The sequence below is a fragment of the Rhabdochlamydiaceae symbiont of Dictyostelium giganteum genome, assembly GCF_964291045.1.
GTDB lineage: Bacteria > Chlamydiota > Chlamydiia > Chlamydiales > Rhabdochlamydiaceae > PALSA-1444.
This window is the reverse complement of sequence record NZ_OZ197277.1, coordinates 339,928-357,940: the sequence shown is the minus strand read 5'-3', so window position 1 is coordinate 357,940 and position 18,013 is coordinate 339,928. Positions and strand designations below refer to the sequence as shown.

The 18,013-nt window shown below is 39.5% G+C and carries 9 protein-coding genes and 1 tRNA gene; 3 read left to right on the top strand and 7 right to left on the bottom strand.

The window, feature by feature from the left end; all coding sequences use genetic code 11:
* Positions 1–3: 3 nt before the first annotated feature.
* On the bottom strand, positions 4–3,489 hold the full coding sequence (locus tag ACI7T6_RS01285; RefSeq protein ID WP_404665790.1) for an SNF2-related protein: 3,486 nt from the start codon (positions 3,487–3,489) through the stop codon (positions 4–6).
* A gap of 385 nt (positions 3,490–3,874) precedes the next feature.
* Between ACI7T6_RS01285 and ACI7T6_RS01280 the strand changes: the two genes are divergently transcribed.
* Positions 3,875–3,946, top strand: a tRNA-Gly gene (locus ACI7T6_RS01280).
* 29 nt (positions 3,947–3,975) lie between these two features.
* On the top strand, positions 3,976–5,310 hold the full coding sequence (gene tig, locus ACI7T6_RS01275) for a trigger factor (RefSeq protein WP_404665789.1): 1,335 nt from the start codon (positions 3,976–3,978) through the stop codon (positions 5,308–5,310).
* Between the two features lie 62 nt (positions 5,311–5,372).
* On the opposite strand, the gene ACI7T6_RS01270 is transcribed toward tig, so the two are convergent.
* The 5 genes from ACI7T6_RS01270 to ACI7T6_RS01250 all read right to left on the bottom strand — a co-directional run bounded on the left by ACI7T6_RS01270 (position 5,373) and on the right by ACI7T6_RS01250 (position 11,303).
* On the bottom strand, positions 5,373–6,647 hold the full coding sequence (locus ACI7T6_RS01270) for a hypothetical protein (protein WP_404665788.1): 1,275 nt from the start codon (positions 6,645–6,647) through the stop codon (positions 5,373–5,375).
* A gap of 209 nt (positions 6,648–6,856) precedes the next feature.
* Positions 6,857–7,717: a nucleotidyl transferase AbiEii/AbiGii toxin family protein gene (locus ACI7T6_RS01265; RefSeq protein WP_404665787.1), complete on the bottom strand. Its 861-nt coding sequence runs from the start codon at positions 7,715–7,717 to the stop codon at positions 6,857–6,859.
* On the bottom strand, positions 7,714–8,310 hold the full coding sequence (locus tag ACI7T6_RS01260; protein WP_404665786.1) for a type IV toxin-antitoxin system AbiEi family antitoxin domain-containing protein: 597 nt from the start codon (positions 8,308–8,310) through the stop codon (positions 7,714–7,716). Before ACI7T6_RS01260 ends, ACI7T6_RS01265 begins: the two co-directional genes overlap by 4 nt.
* A gap of 198 nt (positions 8,311–8,508) precedes the next feature.
* Positions 8,509–8,916, bottom strand: a complete 408-nt coding sequence (locus ACI7T6_RS01255) for a transposase family protein (protein WP_404665785.1) — start codon at positions 8,914–8,916, stop codon at positions 8,509–8,511.
* A 278-nt stretch (positions 8,917–9,194) separates the two neighbouring features.
* The gene (locus ACI7T6_RS01250; protein WP_404665784.1) at positions 9,195–11,303 is read right to left on the bottom strand and encodes an ATP-dependent helicase; all 2,109 of its coding nucleotides are present in this window, start codon (positions 11,301–11,303) and stop codon (positions 9,195–9,197) included.
* Positions 11,304–11,527: 224 nt separating this feature from the next.
* Here ACI7T6_RS01250 and ACI7T6_RS01245 point away from each other — a divergent pair, with 224 nt between their 5' ends.
* The gene (locus ACI7T6_RS01245; RefSeq protein ID WP_404665783.1) at positions 11,528–14,062 is read left to right on the top strand and encodes an NEL-type E3 ubiquitin ligase domain-containing protein; all 2,535 of its coding nucleotides are present in this window, start codon (positions 11,528–11,530) and stop codon (positions 14,060–14,062) included.
* Between the two features lie 258 nt (positions 14,063–14,320).
* On the opposite strand, the gene ACI7T6_RS01240 is transcribed toward ACI7T6_RS01245, so the two are convergent.
* The gene (locus tag ACI7T6_RS01240) at positions 14,321–17,920 is read right to left on the bottom strand and encodes a proline dehydrogenase family protein (protein WP_404665782.1); all 3,600 of its coding nucleotides are present in this window, start codon (positions 17,918–17,920) and stop codon (positions 14,321–14,323) included.
* Positions 17,921–18,013 lie beyond the last annotated feature (93 nt).

Genomic DNA, 18,013 nt, shown 5'->3' with positions numbered 1-18,013 from the left:
TGATTAAGTTTTTAAGAGTTCGAGAACATCTTCCCAAGTTAATTTAGCAATAGCTTCATCATCGCAACTTACGACTTTCTTGACCAATCCTTTTTTCCGTTTTTGCATTTCTGCAATCTTCTCTTCAATCGTACCTAAAGTAATGAGTTTATAACTCGACACATTTTTCTTCTGCCCCATGCGGTACACACGGTCTGTCGCTTGATTTTCCACAGCTGGGTTCCACCACATATCGTAGTGGATCACGGTATCAGCTCCCACAAGATTTAATCCTGTACCTCCCGCTCTTAAAGAGACGAGGAAAACAGAAATGGTTTCATCTTCGTTAAACTGTTTTACAATTTCTAACCGGTTCTTAGACGAGCCGTCAAGATACACAAACCGAATTCCTCTCATTTCAAGATCATCTCGCATCAGCTGAAGCATTTTTGTGTACTGACTAAAAATGACTGTCTTATGTTTCCCTTCAATGAGTGTTTGTAAAAGCTCTAAGAGCATGTCGTATTTAGAAGAGTCTCCGATCTCTGCCTTTTCTTTGGCAAAAATAGCTGGATGACAGCAAATTTGCTTGAGCCTTGTAAGGGTGGCAAGCACATGGATTTGGACCCGATCAAATCCATCACGCTCAACCAGTTTAACAAGCTCTTGTCTTGCTGACTCTGCATACGATTTATACAGCTGAAGCTGCGTATCAGAGAGCTGGCAATGGTAGACAATTTCATTTACAGGAGGAAGGTCATCTAACACATCTGCTTTCATTCTGCGTAAGATAAAGGGACTGACCTTTCTTCTTAAAAATTCGAGATTTTTTGATTGATCAGCTCCTGATCTCACATATTTTTCGACAAAACGGTCGTAAGAGCTTAAGAAGCCTGGCATCAAGAAGTCAAATAAGCTCCACATCTCATCGAGAGAATTTTCAATCGGGGTTCCAGAGAGAATAAGTTTATGATCAGAGACAATCATCTTCACTGATTTAGCATTCCGTGTGCCTCTATTTTTAATATGCTGCGCCTCATCAAGGATGGTATATCCAAGTGTCATCTGTTTATATAGCTCGATGTCTTTTTGAAGAAGGGTGTAAGAGGTGACAATGATATTGTAGTTCTTAGCTGTTTCAATCAATTTTTTCCGAAGGGAAGGGACGCCGTCCACAACGAGTACGTTTAAATGCGGATTAAACTTTGAGCACTCTTCTTTCCAGTTGTAAACAAGAGAGGTTGGGCAAACAATGAGAACTGGTTTTTGATGATGCTTTAAGTATTGCGTAATCGTCACAATGGCTTGAAGCGTTTTTCCAAGACCCATGTCATCTGCTAATATCCCGTTTAAATACATCGACCTTAATCTCTCAAGCCACTGTACCCCTTCTTGCTGATAAGGTCTTAGCGACCCTCTAATTTCATCAGGAATAACAGAAGAGTGCATCTTTTTCTCTCCCAGCATTTGCTGCCGTATTTCTAAAAGACGATCAGACACCGTGATTTTAACGGGGAGCCCTTCAAAATGGGACATATCAATGCTAGCTAAACTCCAGAGAGGCCTTTGCAATGTGTGATCTTTTAATGTTTCAATCCCTAGCTCATCAAAGAGTTGAACAAGCGCTGTAATTTTTTCTAAATCCAGCACCAAAATTTTCGGAAGCCTTGACCCTTCGGATTTTTTTGCTTTGGATTTAGAAGGATCAATCTCAAGATACGCTCTTTTTGATGCAACGCATTCCCAAAGAAGGTCCATTTTGGCCCCTTTTAACGACCCTTTCACTTCTAGTTGAAGCTGATAGCTATCCACTCTTTCTGTCGGAAGGAGCTGAATCAAGTACTCGGTTTTATCGTAAATGAACTGATCCATCAGATTTTGCGGACAATCAAAGGTGACTCTTTTTTGATATCGGGGAATAATATCTGTCATGAATTCAACAATCTTCTTCTCCGATTTTGTGACAAAGAGCCCTTCATCTTGTTTAAAGAGAAAATCTTGAAATAGATCTTCTGTCAGCTTTCTTTCATCGACAAGGTTCCTTGCAATGATGCCCCGGGGGGTGATAAATGAGGTTGTCTCAGCAAAGCTTAAAAGAGAAGAGGTGGCAGGAATCTTATTCCCTTCATACATAAAATAGAGTCTAGCTTCTAACTCTCCATCTAAGTAAACAATATCACAAAGCGCTCTTAGTGGGGTGCTATAAGGGATTGTAATCACTTCATTAAGGGTGTCGTCATTTTCAATGAGGCCAAAATGCGAAAGCTGGGGCATCGCATTTTCAATGAATGACCCAAATAACGGCTCAGGTATGGTTAGATCTTGAAGAGAACGTAAGTTTTTCAGATGCCGTCTTGTGATGTGGGAAGAGAATTTATAGTAGGTGTTTTGATAAATCATTCCCGGCGTGACACACGGAAGAAATTTCACCTCTTCAATGCCTAAAGGTTTTTGATCTGCCACAATCATAGGCGTTAATAAGATTTTAGAGATGGGTGGTTTGAGATATTCAAGTAAGAACTTTAAGGTGACAGGAGAGGGAGAAAATTTCACCGGATTTTCTAACGAGCTATCAAAGAGTCCTTGAAGCTCAAGCGTCTCTTCATCTGACGGGTGATAGCCACTTTCTGCATAAGGTTTAACAGCCTCTTGATACGTTTTAGAAAGTAGCGTTCCAAAGAGTTCCAAATCAATCTGCGCAATTCTATACCCTTTTTCTGAGGTGACTGGCTCTTGAAATCTGGCTTGCTGAATGACAAGTTTCATCATATCTTGCTGAATAGGGGAAAATGAGCTAAAGGAAAAGTGGTATTTTTTACTTCCAATGTAGAGAGGATCATTATACCGTACCGCATCGAAAAACTTTTTAATCTGAGGGATATGAAGCGGCTTGGATCTTGAAGGGAGCCTTAGCGCAATCATAAATTCAATGAAGTGCTTTCCTTCTAAATGCGGAGGAATTTGGAAAATAAAGGCCACTTCAGCAAGATCTACTTCATACGCCTCTTCAGGTCTAAAGAATGGTGAAATGGAAAGCACCTCTGAAGAGATTTCATACTCTTGAAGTAGCTGCTTTTGAAAGAGCTCTTCTTGCTTTTGGGACTGTTTAGATTTAGCCACTTTAAAAGTGGCCATGAGAGCACTCTTCTCTTCATCCCCTAGTTCATTCTTCTCTACAATGGCATCTAAGCTATTTTCTTTAGAATAACTCACCATGATCTCATCAAGCTTATCTTCTAAGAAAAAAATGAGAGCTGCTAAATGCTGACAGTCATAGTTGTAGGGACAATCGCAATCTGAGTCAATCGCTTCACAATCTAGCCGGTCAATCTCTAGATGACTCTCGTAGTGATTGTCATACTGCCCTTGAATTCTTCCTGCAATGCGCACTGTTTTATGATCGAGGTGTAAAATTCTTGCCGATACCACCTTTTGTTTGTCATAAAGTTCCTTCCCCTCTTTGACAACACCTGAAGCAAAATCTTGTCTTAGCTTTCTAAAGTTAAGCATTCTCACACCTTGTTTATTCGCAGTTTATTCGCATTCTCTTCTGCCTCAAACCGGCAAGTTAGACGAAAGAAGACAGCTGATCCCGTGTTTTACTCTTTTTTCAAAAGTGATGCAACAAAAATTGATTACCAATTTCAATTTTTTGAAAATTTTGCCCGTTTTACCCCCCTCTTTTTTTCAGTAACTCTCCCCCCTTTTCCTCTCGTAAAAACACCGCTTATTGGACTTAAAGATTCAGGGAATAAAAAATTGTGCATTTTTCTTTTTCTTACGCCTTTCTCGAAAAAGTCAAAGAGCTCATTTGCCAAAAAATTCTTATTCGCATATAATGGCATACCATGTGGATAAAGCTGAGGTCTGAATAACCTAGTCTCCTATCCCATTTGCGGGTGTAGCTCAGTGGTAGAGCATCACGTTGCCAACGTGAGGGTCGTGAGTTCGAGCCTCATCACCCGCTTATTCCCTTTATCAAGATTTAAGGACACCATGGAAAATACAGTATCAACACCTTCTGTTTTAGAATTTTCAAATGAAACACTGAAAGTCAAAGCGCATTTCAAACCTTTTTGCAAAGTTGAATTAGAAGTTGAAGCAGATCCTTCTCTTGTTAAAGAGGCTCATACTCAAGCGGTAAAACGGGTGGGAAAAGAGGTTGTGATTCCAGGTTTTCGTAAAGGAAAAGCTCCAGCTCACTTCGTGGAACAAAACTATCCTAAGCCTATCGAGTCTGAACTTCAAAAAACACTTTCTGAACTCTCGTTTAAACAAGCTCTTGATCTCACAAAAATCCCTGTTTTAAACAACGAATTTAAAATTAGCTACTCTGTGAAAGAGTGCTCTCTTGAAACAGGCGCTACCTTAACGCTCTTTTTTGAAACAGAAGCTACCATCCCCACCATTGACCCCTCTTCTCTTAAGCTTAAAGCTGTAGAAAGACCTCTTGTTAACGAAGAAAAAGTGAATGAAACCATTAGACAAGCGCTTCTTTTCTTTGCAGATTGGGCATCTATCCATGACCGCCCTGTGCAAGAAGGAGACTTTGTTCTTCTTGATGTAGATGTTGTGGAAGAAAACTCTCTATCCCCTCTCTTTTCTAAAGTCCGCTTTGAAGTGACAGATAAATCCATGGCAGCTTGGATGAAAACCCTCATTTTAGGACACTCTATTGGTGAAGTGTTAGAGGGCGTCAGCACTCCTGATGTAGATGCAAGTGTCAGCGATCAAGAAGAGCTTACTCCTAAAAACGTTAAAGTCACTATCCATGCCATTGAAACAGCTACAACTCCGGAACTTAGTGACGAGTGGGCACAAAAACTTGGCTCTCATTCTGTAGATGATCTTCGCGTCAATGTAGAAAAACTGTTAAATAGTAAAGCTGATGCACACGTAAAAGAAAAACTGCGCGAGCAAGTGTCAGAACTTTTTCTCACCAACTACCCATTTGAAGTGCCAGAGAGCTTAACAGAGCGCGAAGTGAAATTCCGCATGCAACAGCTCCTTCAAGATGCAGAATATCTCAAGCATTGGAATCAAATGCCATTAAATGAGAAAAAACAGGTGATTGTATCGATATCTGAGCAATCTGTCAAAGCTGTCCGGATGTTCTACCTTTGCAGAAAGCTTTTAGCAGACGCTAAAATCTCTCTTTCTCCTTCTCATCAAGACCATGAAGAAAACACAACGCTTCTAGATGTCCTACTTGGAGATTATAGCAGGGATGAAAACTCAGGAAATCCTGAGACAAGAGAAGCTGAGAACCTCTCAAAAATGCTGTTTGAAAAAGCAGAAGATTACGTGATCGCAAACGCTATCATTGAATAACTTTTACTCTTAAAAGAGCTGATCTAAAAAAGATCAGCTCTTTTTTTTGACTAACTCTTCCTCTATACAAAATCTCTTCTTCGTCTTTTAGAAGCGCAAGGAATATCTAGCTTTTTTCTGTACTTTGTTACGACCCTTCTTGAACATGCAATGCCTTCTAATACAAGTTGATCTGCGATCTTTTGATCAGAAAGCGGCGATAACAAACTCTCCTGTTTAACAAAATAAAGTATCTTTGTTTTGAGCGCGTCATGTGACATCTTTTCAGATAAGCTCTTTCTCACAAAAAACGCTCTCAGCGGAAAAATTCCTGTAGGGAGTGAGAGGTATTTATCTTTAACCCCTCTAGAGATGGTGGATAAATGTAAAGAGAGTTCTTTTGCAGCTGTTTGTAATGTGAGCGGTGTTAAAACAGAGGCTCTTCCCTCAAAAAAGTCTCTTTGTTTTTCAAGAGCCCATCCAATAATTTTCCTTAAGATCATCCCTCTTCTTGAAATCATCTCTTGCACCCAAAGTGCTGATTTTTTAAAGTGACTCCCCTCAAAAACAGCATCTTGGTTAATATGAAAAGAAGTGAGCTGTTCATTGAGCTCAATCATCCACTTACCCTCATGGTAACTGATAAATGCATCAGGCATTTCAACAGGCATCACATCACGGTGAAAAGATTTAGCCGGATTTAAACAAAGAGAGGCAAGATCTTCTTGAATGATGCTGCGTAATTCCTTCAAAGAGCAATCAAGCCCTTCTGCAATAGTGATTAGTTTGCCTTGAAGTAACTCATTGTAGTAATGCTGAATGATCTTAAAGGCTTCTCTTTTTTCTTTTCCCAGTCTCTTGAGTTGGAGTAACAGGCAGTGCCTTAAGCTAGAGGCTCCAACACCCACAGGATCAAAGGTGTGTAAAAGAGGTGTGAGTGGATGAGATTGAAGCTCTTCTGCTAAAAAACCTCTATCATCTAGCTGATAAATGAGCTCTTCTAATTCAGCTCTATCCCTATGAGAGAGAGAAAGCTCTCTTCCTTGTGATAAAAGCTCTTCTTGAAGCGTTTTTGCAGGATTTGCAATCCCTTCAATCAGGCACGGATATTGATATGCCAAATCTTCTTTTTGAAAAATTTCTTGTCTTTTTCTTGTATGATGTAGAATATAGGGCTCTTCTAAATGGGGGTAAACAGCTTCACTACGCGTTAGCGCTGGGTTTTCTTCGAGCTGCTTTTCTATCCACGCCTCAAGAGAGGAAAGCGGCATGGCTAGCACTTGAAGCGCCTCTTTTAAGGCAGGCGTGATAAATAATCCCAGCTCAGGTTTCATTTTCACTGTCATTTTAAGTTCCATGAAAGCTCCCCCTTAAATCCCTCTCCTACTAAATAGAAGATAAAATGTCAATTCAAGGTGGTGCCCTTTTAAAATCTATCTTGATTTGCTTAATGAGCATGACACTTAAAAAAGGGCTTAAGCTATTTGCAAATCTTAAGGAGATGATGTGGTATTTCAAATGAAAATGATAAAACGTTTTTTACTTTAAAATACTTAAGGAAAAATAGTTAGAAAAGTTTATTTTCTTCTAGCCACCGATTTACAGCTAAAATGACATCCTTGATGGATTCAGGCGGTCTTAGTCTCTCTTTCTTTAATTGGATTTTTTTGAGATAGGCGCTCCAATTTTTTTCTAATATTTCAAAAGCATCTATTTCAAAGAAAATAGGGAGTTTTTTAAGAGAAGTCTTTCTGTGGTGAAAAACCAGCTGAATAGCTCTTTGAAGAAGCTCTTGATCAGAAATACCTAATTGGACTAGAGAATAAAGATCATGGAAGTCTTTCATCCGGGTGTTTCCTTTCCCTCGAAAAACAACTGTCTCTAGCTTTTCTGCAAAAATGAATTCCTTTGGATAACAATATAAAGAAATACTACTTTCAAATAGAGGCCCTTTTGATGTCGCCGTTAAGTCGATCTGATGTTCAATCGGTTCTACACTATCTCCAAAACCTAAGTCCATGCGTATCACTGTTTTTGTAGCGCCAAATACCGCCTGTAGAGTGATTTCAGCACCTGTATATGCAAGCTGGGAATGGTCAAGAACTTTAATTTTCATCACTTCAAAGGAAAAGCTATCATCAACCTCAACATCACAAATCGCTTGTAAAATACCCTTCAAAGCTTGTTCTGTGTTTGATAATTTTTGAATAAAAAAATCAAGATCTTGTGTTTCTCTTCCGATATCGATGTACTTTGCAAGTAAAGTGCCTCCCTTTAAAATGAATTTTTCTTTGTAGGAAGAGTTTGATAGCCGTGTTAATAATCGCTCTAGAATCAAATTTCTCCATAACTCTACAAATGTTGAATTTCTTTCTGAGGCAAGGGCCTTGATTTTTTCTTTGATAGATTGTTCAATTGCAGATTTCATAAGATAAATGCCGAAATATAAGGGATTAAATCAACTCTTAGCTTTTTTGCATACTCAAGAAGTTTATCGATATCAGGCTTACTTTCTTGACTTCCCTTTAAATAGTTTTTTAGAGCTTTCAAAGCCGTTTCTTTGTCTAGAAAGCGAAAGGCATCAACAACCGTTCGCTCTCTATCAAAGATTTTAACATGACTGCTGCCCATTTTGATGGTGATTTGACCAAAAGAACTGTTACGCATCCGAATAATACGGCTATTTTCTCTAGAAGGAGCAGCTTTTTCATGGGGAATTGCAATCCAAAATTCCCTCATGATTTCATCTGTTAAATCGTAATAACAAAGAGCTGAAATGAGACAGATGACCCCTTTGGGAATACTTAAAGCAGTGAGTGCTAACTCTTCCCATTCAAATGCCGCACCAAAATCCAGATTTTTGATTTTATATATCCCGTGGCAAATCTTCTCTATTATCCCCTTAGAGCAGAAATAACTCAGCATACGAGGAGGCATTCCTGCCTCTCTCCCCTCTGCGGAAGAAAAAACTTCTTTTTTGGAAAGAGCTCTAAAAGCTTCAGAATATTTTGATTTGATCACATTCTAAAATGTAACAGAAATACCCATTAGTTGCAAATGGGCATTTCTGTTACATTTTTACCTCAAAAAATGATGCTAAGAGCGTTTGGTATCTATCTATTGGGTGAAAGAGTTGTGAAGAAGTTTAAGCAGTATTTTATTTTGAATGTAGAGAAGAATTGAGGGAATTTAAAGAACCTAAGAAGGGCTCGATCATCTTCATTCTGGGTACGGATCTGATTCCATCTCATTTTCTTCAAAATATTCTAGAAGAGTTTTTGTATCCTTTATCACGAAAACTTCATATTCGATATCACTTTTTAAACGTACTTTGTTTTTTAGGGATGCAAATACAGGATCTTGGATTAACGTATCTTCTACCCAATGTATCATCTTACGGGCAACAGTTTCACTAACTCCATAGTCCACGGCTATATGCAAATAGGTTCTATGCTGCCGAATATATTCTAAAGCCATGAGTAATTGATCCCCTACAGGCAGCTGACTTTTTTTCTTTAAGTTTGCCTCTTGCAAGATCTCTATCATCTTTTCAAACGCACTTCTTTGCATTCCTGTAAATCTGCGAAAGTCTTTATCTGAAAATTTTTTAACTCGTTCATATTCCATAATATATCCGTAAAAATTATTTTTCAAAAAAAATTAGTGCTAAAAGTTTAAAGAGTCTACAGCATTTTCCATTTTATCGATAAAGAAAGATAAGTAGCTCTTTTTCTATCAAAGACATGAGATCAAAAGAAGTGTCTGATGCTCAAAAAGAGGATAAGTCAACTTAAAAAGAGAGAAACGTTAAACCCTTCCTTCTTTGTAAGTTAAGAGATAAATGCATGACACTTCAAGAGAGAGTCCTTTTATTAGAAGACACCTCGCTTACAGGATGATCTCTTTTAATAAAAATCGCTCTCTTCACTCTTCACAAGTTTTGCATACTTTGCAATGAGGCTATACATTTTTTGTGTATTTGGAAAAAAAACATCATAGGTAAGTCCAAGAGATGTTTGATAAGACTTTTGAATGATGCCTCTTCCAAAGTCTTTATGAATCACCTCATCTCCGCGTAAGAGATCTTCACTGCCTGATGAGTCCCTTGTGTAGCTTCTTGGGCTTAAATCTCTTGTATATTCAGAAGGAATTTCAGAGAGGAAGCGGCTGGGTCTCATCATTTTAGCGCCTCCCCAAAGGAACCTCGTCCTTGAGCAAGAAAGATATAAAGACGCTTTAGCTCTTGTCATTCCGACATAGCAAAGCCGCCTTTCTTCTTGAATAGCCGTTTCACTCCCTAAGCTATTAATGTGAGGGAAAATCTCTTCTTCCATACCGACTAAAAAGACGATGGGAAACTCTAGCCCTTTACTATTATGAAGGGTCATAAGCCGGAGGCTATATCCATCATCTTTAGCCTCATCCATTGATGACTTTAATGTGAGCTCTTCTAAGAAATCCGCAAGCGTTTGCCCTGGGTTTTCAAGCTCCCATTCAGCTGATTTGATCAAAAACTCATTGATGTTTTCTTGCCGCTCTACCATCGTCTCAGGATCTTCCTTAAGATAGATTTCATAGCGAGATCTTTCAATCACTTCTTTCACAAGTGTATGAAGTGAGATGTTATCTCTAACCATTTGATTAAGCGATGTCATCATCTCGGTATATTCTTTAAGCCCTTGAAGCTGCCTTGCAGAAATGGAGAGATCTGTATCTCCTTGAATAAGTTTTTGACAATACACCATGAGAGGGGTACTTGTCATGACAGCTGCATCTCTAATCTTTTGAAGAGTTTTTTCTCCAAGTCCTCGTTTAGGAATATTGACTGTTCTTGAAAAAGCGATGAAGTCGTTTCCTTTAAGGCTCATTCTTAAAAGAGCTAAAATATCTTTAATTTCTCTTCGTTGATAAAAAGAGAGCCCTCCCACAATCACATAAGGTATTCTTTTCTTCAAAAACGTATCTTCTAATACACGGGATTGAGAGTGCGTTCTATAAAACACAACGCAGTCATCTAAAGAGAACTTTGTTTGATATTCCGCAACTTTTTGCGCAACAAACTCTGCCTCTTGATGATCCGATTGTGCGGTATAAATCCCCACATTGGGCCCCTTTCCAAGAGTGCTCCATAACTTTTTATCATAGTGAGCTGGGTTATGGCTAATGAGCGCGTTAGCAGCGCTTAAAATCGTTGAGGGACTTCGGTAGTTTTGTTCCAAAGCGATGATAATAGATCCAGGAAAGTCTTCTTCAAAATTTAAGATGTTATCGACATTGGCGCCTCGCCAAGAGTAGATCGATTGATCCGGGTCCCCTACTGCAAACACATTTTTATGGTGAGCTGAGAGCAGTTTAATGAGCGCATGCTGAGCGTGGTTGGTATCTTGATACTCATCGATTAAAATAAATGACCATCTCTTTTGATATAGGGCAAGAACATCTGGATGTTCTTTAAAAAGCTGAATTGGCAAGTAGAGAAGATCATCAAAGTCGGCGCTATTTGCGGATTTTAAATGGTTTTGATACAGTGCATAGACAGCTCCAGCTGTAGAATCTTCTTTAGCTAGATCCTCAGGAGACAAAAGACCATTTTTACAGGCAGAAATTTGGCTGCGAAAGTTTTTAAGTATAGCTTTATCCCCTTGCAGATTTAAAGAGATTAAGCACTCTTTTAAACACTTCTCACTATCATCTTCATCATAGATCGTAAAATCTGCATCGTACCCTAAATGAGAAATAGACTCTCTTAAAATCTTTGCTCCAAGACTATGAAATGTACAGGTTAGCACCAAATGATTTGAGCTTTCTTGCACCCGCTTTCTCATTTCACCAGCTGCTTTATTCGTAAAGGTCACAGCTAAGATTTCATCAGAGGGAACTCCCTTTTCAATGAGATGGGAAATACGGTGGGTTACCACCCGGGTTTTTCCAGATCCAGCGCCTGCAATGATCAGTGCTGGCCCTTCAATATGATAGACAGCTTGCTGCTGCTCAGGATTTAAATGCATTAACATGAAAGTAGTATACTACGAGAAGGGAGATTTTGGGAAATAGCTCATTCTCTAAAGCAGCAAACAATTAAAATAAATTGTTTTACTAGTGAATAGGATCATGTACAAAAAATAAGCTGTATGGAAAAATCCCTTATTATCAATTCATACTCCTATGTGTATAAGAGCGCCTCTTGCAAAAAATGCATTGTAAAACGGTTTACTAAAGAAAAATTTTCAGGATTATTATGGATCTTTCAAACATTTGGCCACTCACTTCTTCTTCTCTTCATCCATCACTAGGGTTAGATCAACAAGATGAGCGTTATACGCTTTTAGCAGAAGAGCTCAATCACCTGACAAATGGAGAACATTTACCAAAGCGTATTCTCATTCAAGGGAATATCAAACTCTCTTCTTCAAATATTCAAGGATTTTTGCTTTTACAGACTAAAGATGTTGAAATAGAAGGGTCTCTTACCTGTGATGCTCCTTTTGTTTCCCAATTCTTACAGAAAGAGATTTTACATGCTCCAGAAGATCCGTTTTGTTTTTTACCTCAGCAACTTTATGTAAAAGGAAATGTCGATTTTTCCCATCTCTCTTCCCTTTCTTTATTACCTCAACGATTAGAAATAGAGGGATCGCTGAATCTCTCTCATTGCATAGGTATCACAGCCCTACCCACAGGACTTAAAGTCAAGCAGCACCTCATCCTCATCAATTGCAAACACCTGACACATCTACCTGTTGATTTAACAATAGAGGGCGATCTTGTTCTCACTAACTGTACAGCTCTTACGACTTTATCTAAGGGTCTTAAAGTCACAGGGTATTTTCAAATCATTAATTGCATTAATATCACCCATCTTCCTGATGATTTAGTCGTAGAAGGCAGTTTTATTCTCACGAGCTGCTTAGCTCTTAAGACCTTACCTAAAGGATTTACGGTAAAACAAAATCTTTTCATGGCTGGGAGCGCAAATCTTACGCATCTCCCCTCAGATTTAGTTGTAGAGGGTCATCTTGACCTCTCTGATTGCACAAGTATTACAGATCTACCTCAAGGATTTAGAGCAAGTCAAGATCTGATCCTCACGAGGTGTACAAATCTTACCCACCTCCCTGTTGATTTAGTGGTAGAGGGAAATCTTAATCTCTCTCACTGCACAAATATTACCGCTTTACCTGAAGGGTTGATCGTGGGGCAAGATCTCAATCTTTCTGAATGCACACGCCTTGCTCACCTCCCCCGTGATTTAGTGGTAGAGGGGGATCTTGACCTCTCTCTTTGTACAAGTATTACCGCTCTACCTGAAGGGTTGATCGTGGGTCAAGACTTAAATCTTTTTGGGTGTACAAGTCTCACTCACTTACCCAGTGATTTAGTGGTAGATGGCGATCTTGACCTCTCTCTTTGCAAAAATATTACCGCTCTACCTCAAGGACTCATCGCAAATCAAAACTTAAATCTTTCTGAGTGCACAAGTCTTACTCACTTACCCTCAGATTTAACCGTGGAAGGAGATCTTGACCTCTCTTATTGCACAAATATGACCGCTCTACCTCACTCCCTGAAGGTTGGGGGAAATTTAAATTTAAGCGGATGTACTCATCTCACATCTCTACCTAATTGGATTGCCACTTTAGGCCTCTCTTCTGACGGAAATAAACGCATCATCGATTTGACAGGATGCGGGCTTTCACCGACAACGATTTTAAGATTGCAAGAAGCAGTAGGAGATAATCCAGATATTACCATTCATTTTTCTGAAAATGCTGCAGAAGAATACATCACTCAATTTACAGATCTTTTTGAGGCAGTTACCTTTTGGCAAGAAGAAGCTATGCAAACTCTTCCCATCACTGTTGAAGAGATGTGTGGTAAAATTCATCATACACTCACTCAGGTACAAGATCATCAAAATCTTTTGGATTTTCTCATGCGCCTTACAGGAACAACAGATTATGCAAATAGAGCGACTAAAAGAGTCCTTGCAAAAAGAATACTTACTGTGATTCAGCTGATGGCAGAAGATGAACAACTGTGCCTCCCTATTGCTTTTCTGATTCATCAAGGCCTCTCATCTTGTGATGACAGAGTGATTGCCACATTAGATGACATTAGTTTTTATCAAAAGCTCCGCACAGTTCAACATGTAGCTGCAACTTCTGAAGAGGTGAAAAACTTAGGAAGAGGTTTTTTTCTCTTAGAAGAGCTTAATAAAAAAATCCGGAACCATATTCAAACGCTCTCTTTTGTGGATGAGGTGGAAGTGTTTATGGCCTTTCATATTCGGTTACAAGAGATGTTATCTCTTCCTATCGATACAAAAACCATGCTCTTTAGAAGATGTGTCATGGTTTCCGATGAGGAAATCGATGGCATCGGAAGAGACGTTTTACAAGAGGTGCAAGAGTCTGCCTTTGAAGCTTTTTTAGACAGTTGGGATCCTTGGAAAGAGCATCAAAGAAAAACCTCTATTCCTACATGGGACAACCTCCCTCTTCTTCATCACCCTCTGCTCCCTCATGATATCTGCCCTTATCTTCAAGATAAACCAGAGCAACCTGTCCTCTATAACAATGTGATATACGATTACACGGCCTTCAGGCAAAGATACATTCAAGCAGGGGTTGATTTATACGGCGCAGCTGTTCAAGTTGAAAAACTTTACCGTATTGAGCCCTCTATCACGCATCATGATTTAGACCCCTTAAATGAAAACTCCTCTCTAGATCATTTAACAGAAAGACACTCTAAAGTGGCTAAACAAACGTAACAATCTCTTCTTTAAAAAGAGGGACATAAAAAATACCCCTCTTCTTAAAGAGGTAGATTTATACGGTAAGAAAGAGGTAATAGATCAGCTTTTGCCTATGATAACCCCTAAAGCCCTTTAAATATTTTTAGCAAAAAGGTGTTAGGAAGGTTTATCACGATTTAGATACCTCCCCCCCAAGCCTATTGATGGATAGGGAAGTGTCTAAATCGCCACCTAAAAAAATAATATTATTATATTTTTTTCTCTATTTGGATCTTATGACCCCTCTTTTTTCCTCTCGTTTTCTCTTAACCCGAGGTTCCCATAACGGTGATAATCGTGACTGATTGCAACCTCTTGAAGATACCTCAGGAGCTCAAAACGACCATTTGAGCAGATGTCTTGATCAGAAATATGGGTTAAAGAATGTGCTGCAATCTCTTTCCATATAGGAGGAAAAGAGGAGAGGACGATAACTCTTCGCATATGCCCCCTATAAAGCCGGTCTAAAAAGACATTTTCACTCTCTTCTTTCCAAATAAATGATGAAAACTGCTGCCTAAACTCTTGAGTGATCAGAGGATGCTTTAGGCAAAAGCTCACCTCAAGGGGCACCTTGCAAAGAAGCGCTGCGGAAAGCGCCCTTAAGATATCAATAGATAGATCACCTACTTGAATTCTTAGGCATAACTTATCATAAGGTTTATAGGTGAGAAGATTGTCTTGTCCTATTAAGAAAGCCATTTCATGCTTTTGTGTAAAGTGATCACTCCAATAGGTGTAGCTCTCTAAACTCGGTTCTAAACAGGCAAGATCATGTGCCTCTTGCACATGGTTCCTTGCCCACTGCATAACCTGCTCTAAAAGAGGAGAAATAGGGCTTTTTTCTTGAGGAGAAGTGAGGGATTTAACATGAACAAACTGCACCAAATAGTTAGGTCCTCCAGCTTTTTTTCCGCTGCCATATTGACTACACTTACACCCTCCAAACGGCTGCCTTAAAACAATTGCTCCTGTTGTTGTCCGGTTGATGTAGCAGTTTCCTGCCTGAATATGTTTTAACCACTGTTCCTGCTCTCTTGGATCTAAGCTAAATAGTCCTGAAGTTAGGCCGTAGGGCGTTTGATTCACAATATTAATAGCATGATCTAAGTTCTCTGCCCGCATCACAGCTAAAACAGGACCAAAGAGCTCTTGTTGATGCATAAAACTCCCCTCTTTAACGCCCCACTTAATACCAGGAGACCACAGTAATGGATTATGAGGGTCTTGAACAGGTTTTAAAAGCCATGACTCATCGATTTCTAAGGTGGTTAACGCTTTTTCAAGGTGAGAAGAAGCTTCTCTAATTAAGGGGACAACTTTTGTAGAAGGGTCCCATGAAGAGCCTGTTTTAAGGCTTCTTACGGCATCTTTTAATTGCTCTTTAAAATGGGGATCGTCATACACCTCTTGCTCAAGAACAAGGAGACTGGCTGCGCTACATTTTTGCCCCGCATGACCAAAAGCTGACTGAATGATAGAGCTAATAGCTAAATCTCTATCCGAAAGATTGGTAACGATGATCCCATTTTTTCCTCCTGTTTCTGCAGAAAGATCAAGACCTGGTCTTTGATTTAAGAAAAACTTGGCTGTAGCAGTTGCCCCTGTTAAAACAACAGCTGTAATTCTTGGATCTTGAATAAGCTTTGTTCCCATAGGTTCATCTTCACACACAATCCAGTAAAGGACATCTTTTGAAATGCCAGCTTCCCAAAGGATATTGATTAAGACCCATCCAATGAGAGTCGTTTCAGGAGCTGGCTTAAAGATGACCGTGTTACCCATGATGAGAGCGCTTAAAATCCCCCCTACGGCAATGGAGACAGGGAAGTTCCAAGGAGGTGTGATGAGATAAGCCCCCTTTGCCTCTAGCTTAACATCACGGTGGGAAAAGAGCTCACGGGCTGATCTTAAATAGTACTCTGCAAAATCAACCGCCTCTGACACTTCGCTATCTGCTTCTAAGATAGTTTTTCCCCCGTCTTTAACCATCACCCCAATTAAATACCCTCTCTTAAGCTGTAATTGATGAGAGACTTTTGCAAGTAACTCACACCTTGTCTCTAAAGATACATAGGTCCACTCTTCTCTAGAAAGAGAGGCTCTTTCTAAGACAGCATCGATCTCTTCCCAAGAGGCGGTAGCATACCGATAAGAAATCTTTTGAGGGCAAGAAGGATCGCTTCCTTCTTTGATAAAGTAGCTGATATCTTGTTTCTCTTGAAACTGCGTGCAAGGAACCAAGAGCGTGTTGTTATTTTTCCACTCTTCAAGAAAAGTGTGGATCCATTCTCGGTTATGTAGAAGAGAAAAATCGGTATCTGCCTCACTTTTAAACGGCTCTAAGATAGAATACCGTAAAGGCTCATGCCACCTATTTTGGATACGGTGAGAATGCGAAGACACCGTTTGCATATGTAAGCACCCTTCTAGAAAAAACTTTGCTTGAAAATCCCATTCAGGAGACTTCGGTTTTAACCCAAAGCTACTTCTTAGAAAATTATCGTGTCCTGTATTTTCATCAAGCCGTCTAATGAGATAAGCGACTGCACTTTGAAAATCCCTTTGTTTAGCAACAGGGCAGTAGAGTAAAATATCTTGAGCGGTTTTTTGAAGAGCGATTCTGATCGGTTCTGCCATCCCTTCTAACATCTCAAAATGCATCCTGCTCTCTACCCCTCTTTCTGCTCTTAAAATGAGCGCGTAGGCAATATCAAAAAGGTTGTGACTTGCAATGCCCAGTTCCACGCACTCTATATGCTCTTTTAAAGAACCAAATTCCACCATCTTCCTATAGTTCGCATCGACCTCAATTTTATGATGATAAGGAGCCTGAGGCCACCCTTTTAAGGAAGACTCTAACTTTTCCATGGCAAGGTTTGCGCCTTTAACAATCCGAATTTTAATCGGAGCGCCCCCTATTTTCACTCTATTTTGAGCCCACTTCGTGATTTCTTGCTGAATGAGGTAAGAGTCTGGAAGATACGCCTGTAAAACAATGCCGGCTGTCACCTGATGAAACTCTTCTTCTTCTAAAACCGTTTGAAAAAGATCGACGGTGAGCCTTAAATCTTTATACTCTTCCATGTCAAGGTTCACAAATTTACACACTTTCACTCCATCAGGACGGATAAAAGTGTGATCTCTTGCAGCTCTATAAAGCTCTCTTAGCCTGCTCGCTAACACAGCTTTTGTCTCTTCCCAAGCTAAGAGATTGATTTGAGAGAAAAGAGTCGAAATTTTAACTGAGACATACTCAATTGCCTCGTTTTGAAGATCAAGAAGATAGGTGTGTAAACGGCGCATCGCCTCTTCTTCTCCTAAAATCGCTTCCCCTAAATGATTAATATTTAAACGCACACCTTCTTGACGCCTTTTTTGCATATGTTTAAGTAGCAGCTTCTTCTCCCCAGGGAGAATGACAGAGGCGGTTTCTTTTCGGAGCATCCAAGTGGCCATCGTGACAGAAAAAGATGGAAAAAACTCTCCTAACCGTTTAAAAAGAGACAAAGCAATCTTTTTGCTTAAGCTCACATATTCAGGAAGCCCCATCTGCTGCAAAAGATAGACGAGTTGATTGGCCACTCTTGCGGGAGAGTGACTTCTAAAACATTCATCAATCATCCGGGTAGTAAATACTTTACCTTTTGGATCTTGCATCATCTTTGCAAGCTCTTTTTGCCTCCTTCTTTCTTCTTTTGTATAGTGAGAGAGTGACTCTTGTAAAAGCTCTTCAGCAAGCTGAATCGTGAGCTCTTTTCTTGCATCTAAAGATAGCTGTTTTTCCTTGGCGCGTTTAAGAATACTTGCGATATTGTGTAGGGGTAGGGACATAAAGACTCTCTTTTACATAATCCATTAAAAATTGAGTGCATATCACAATACATTTTTTAATGAAAATATTTGTTTTTATAAAAGGAGAGAATT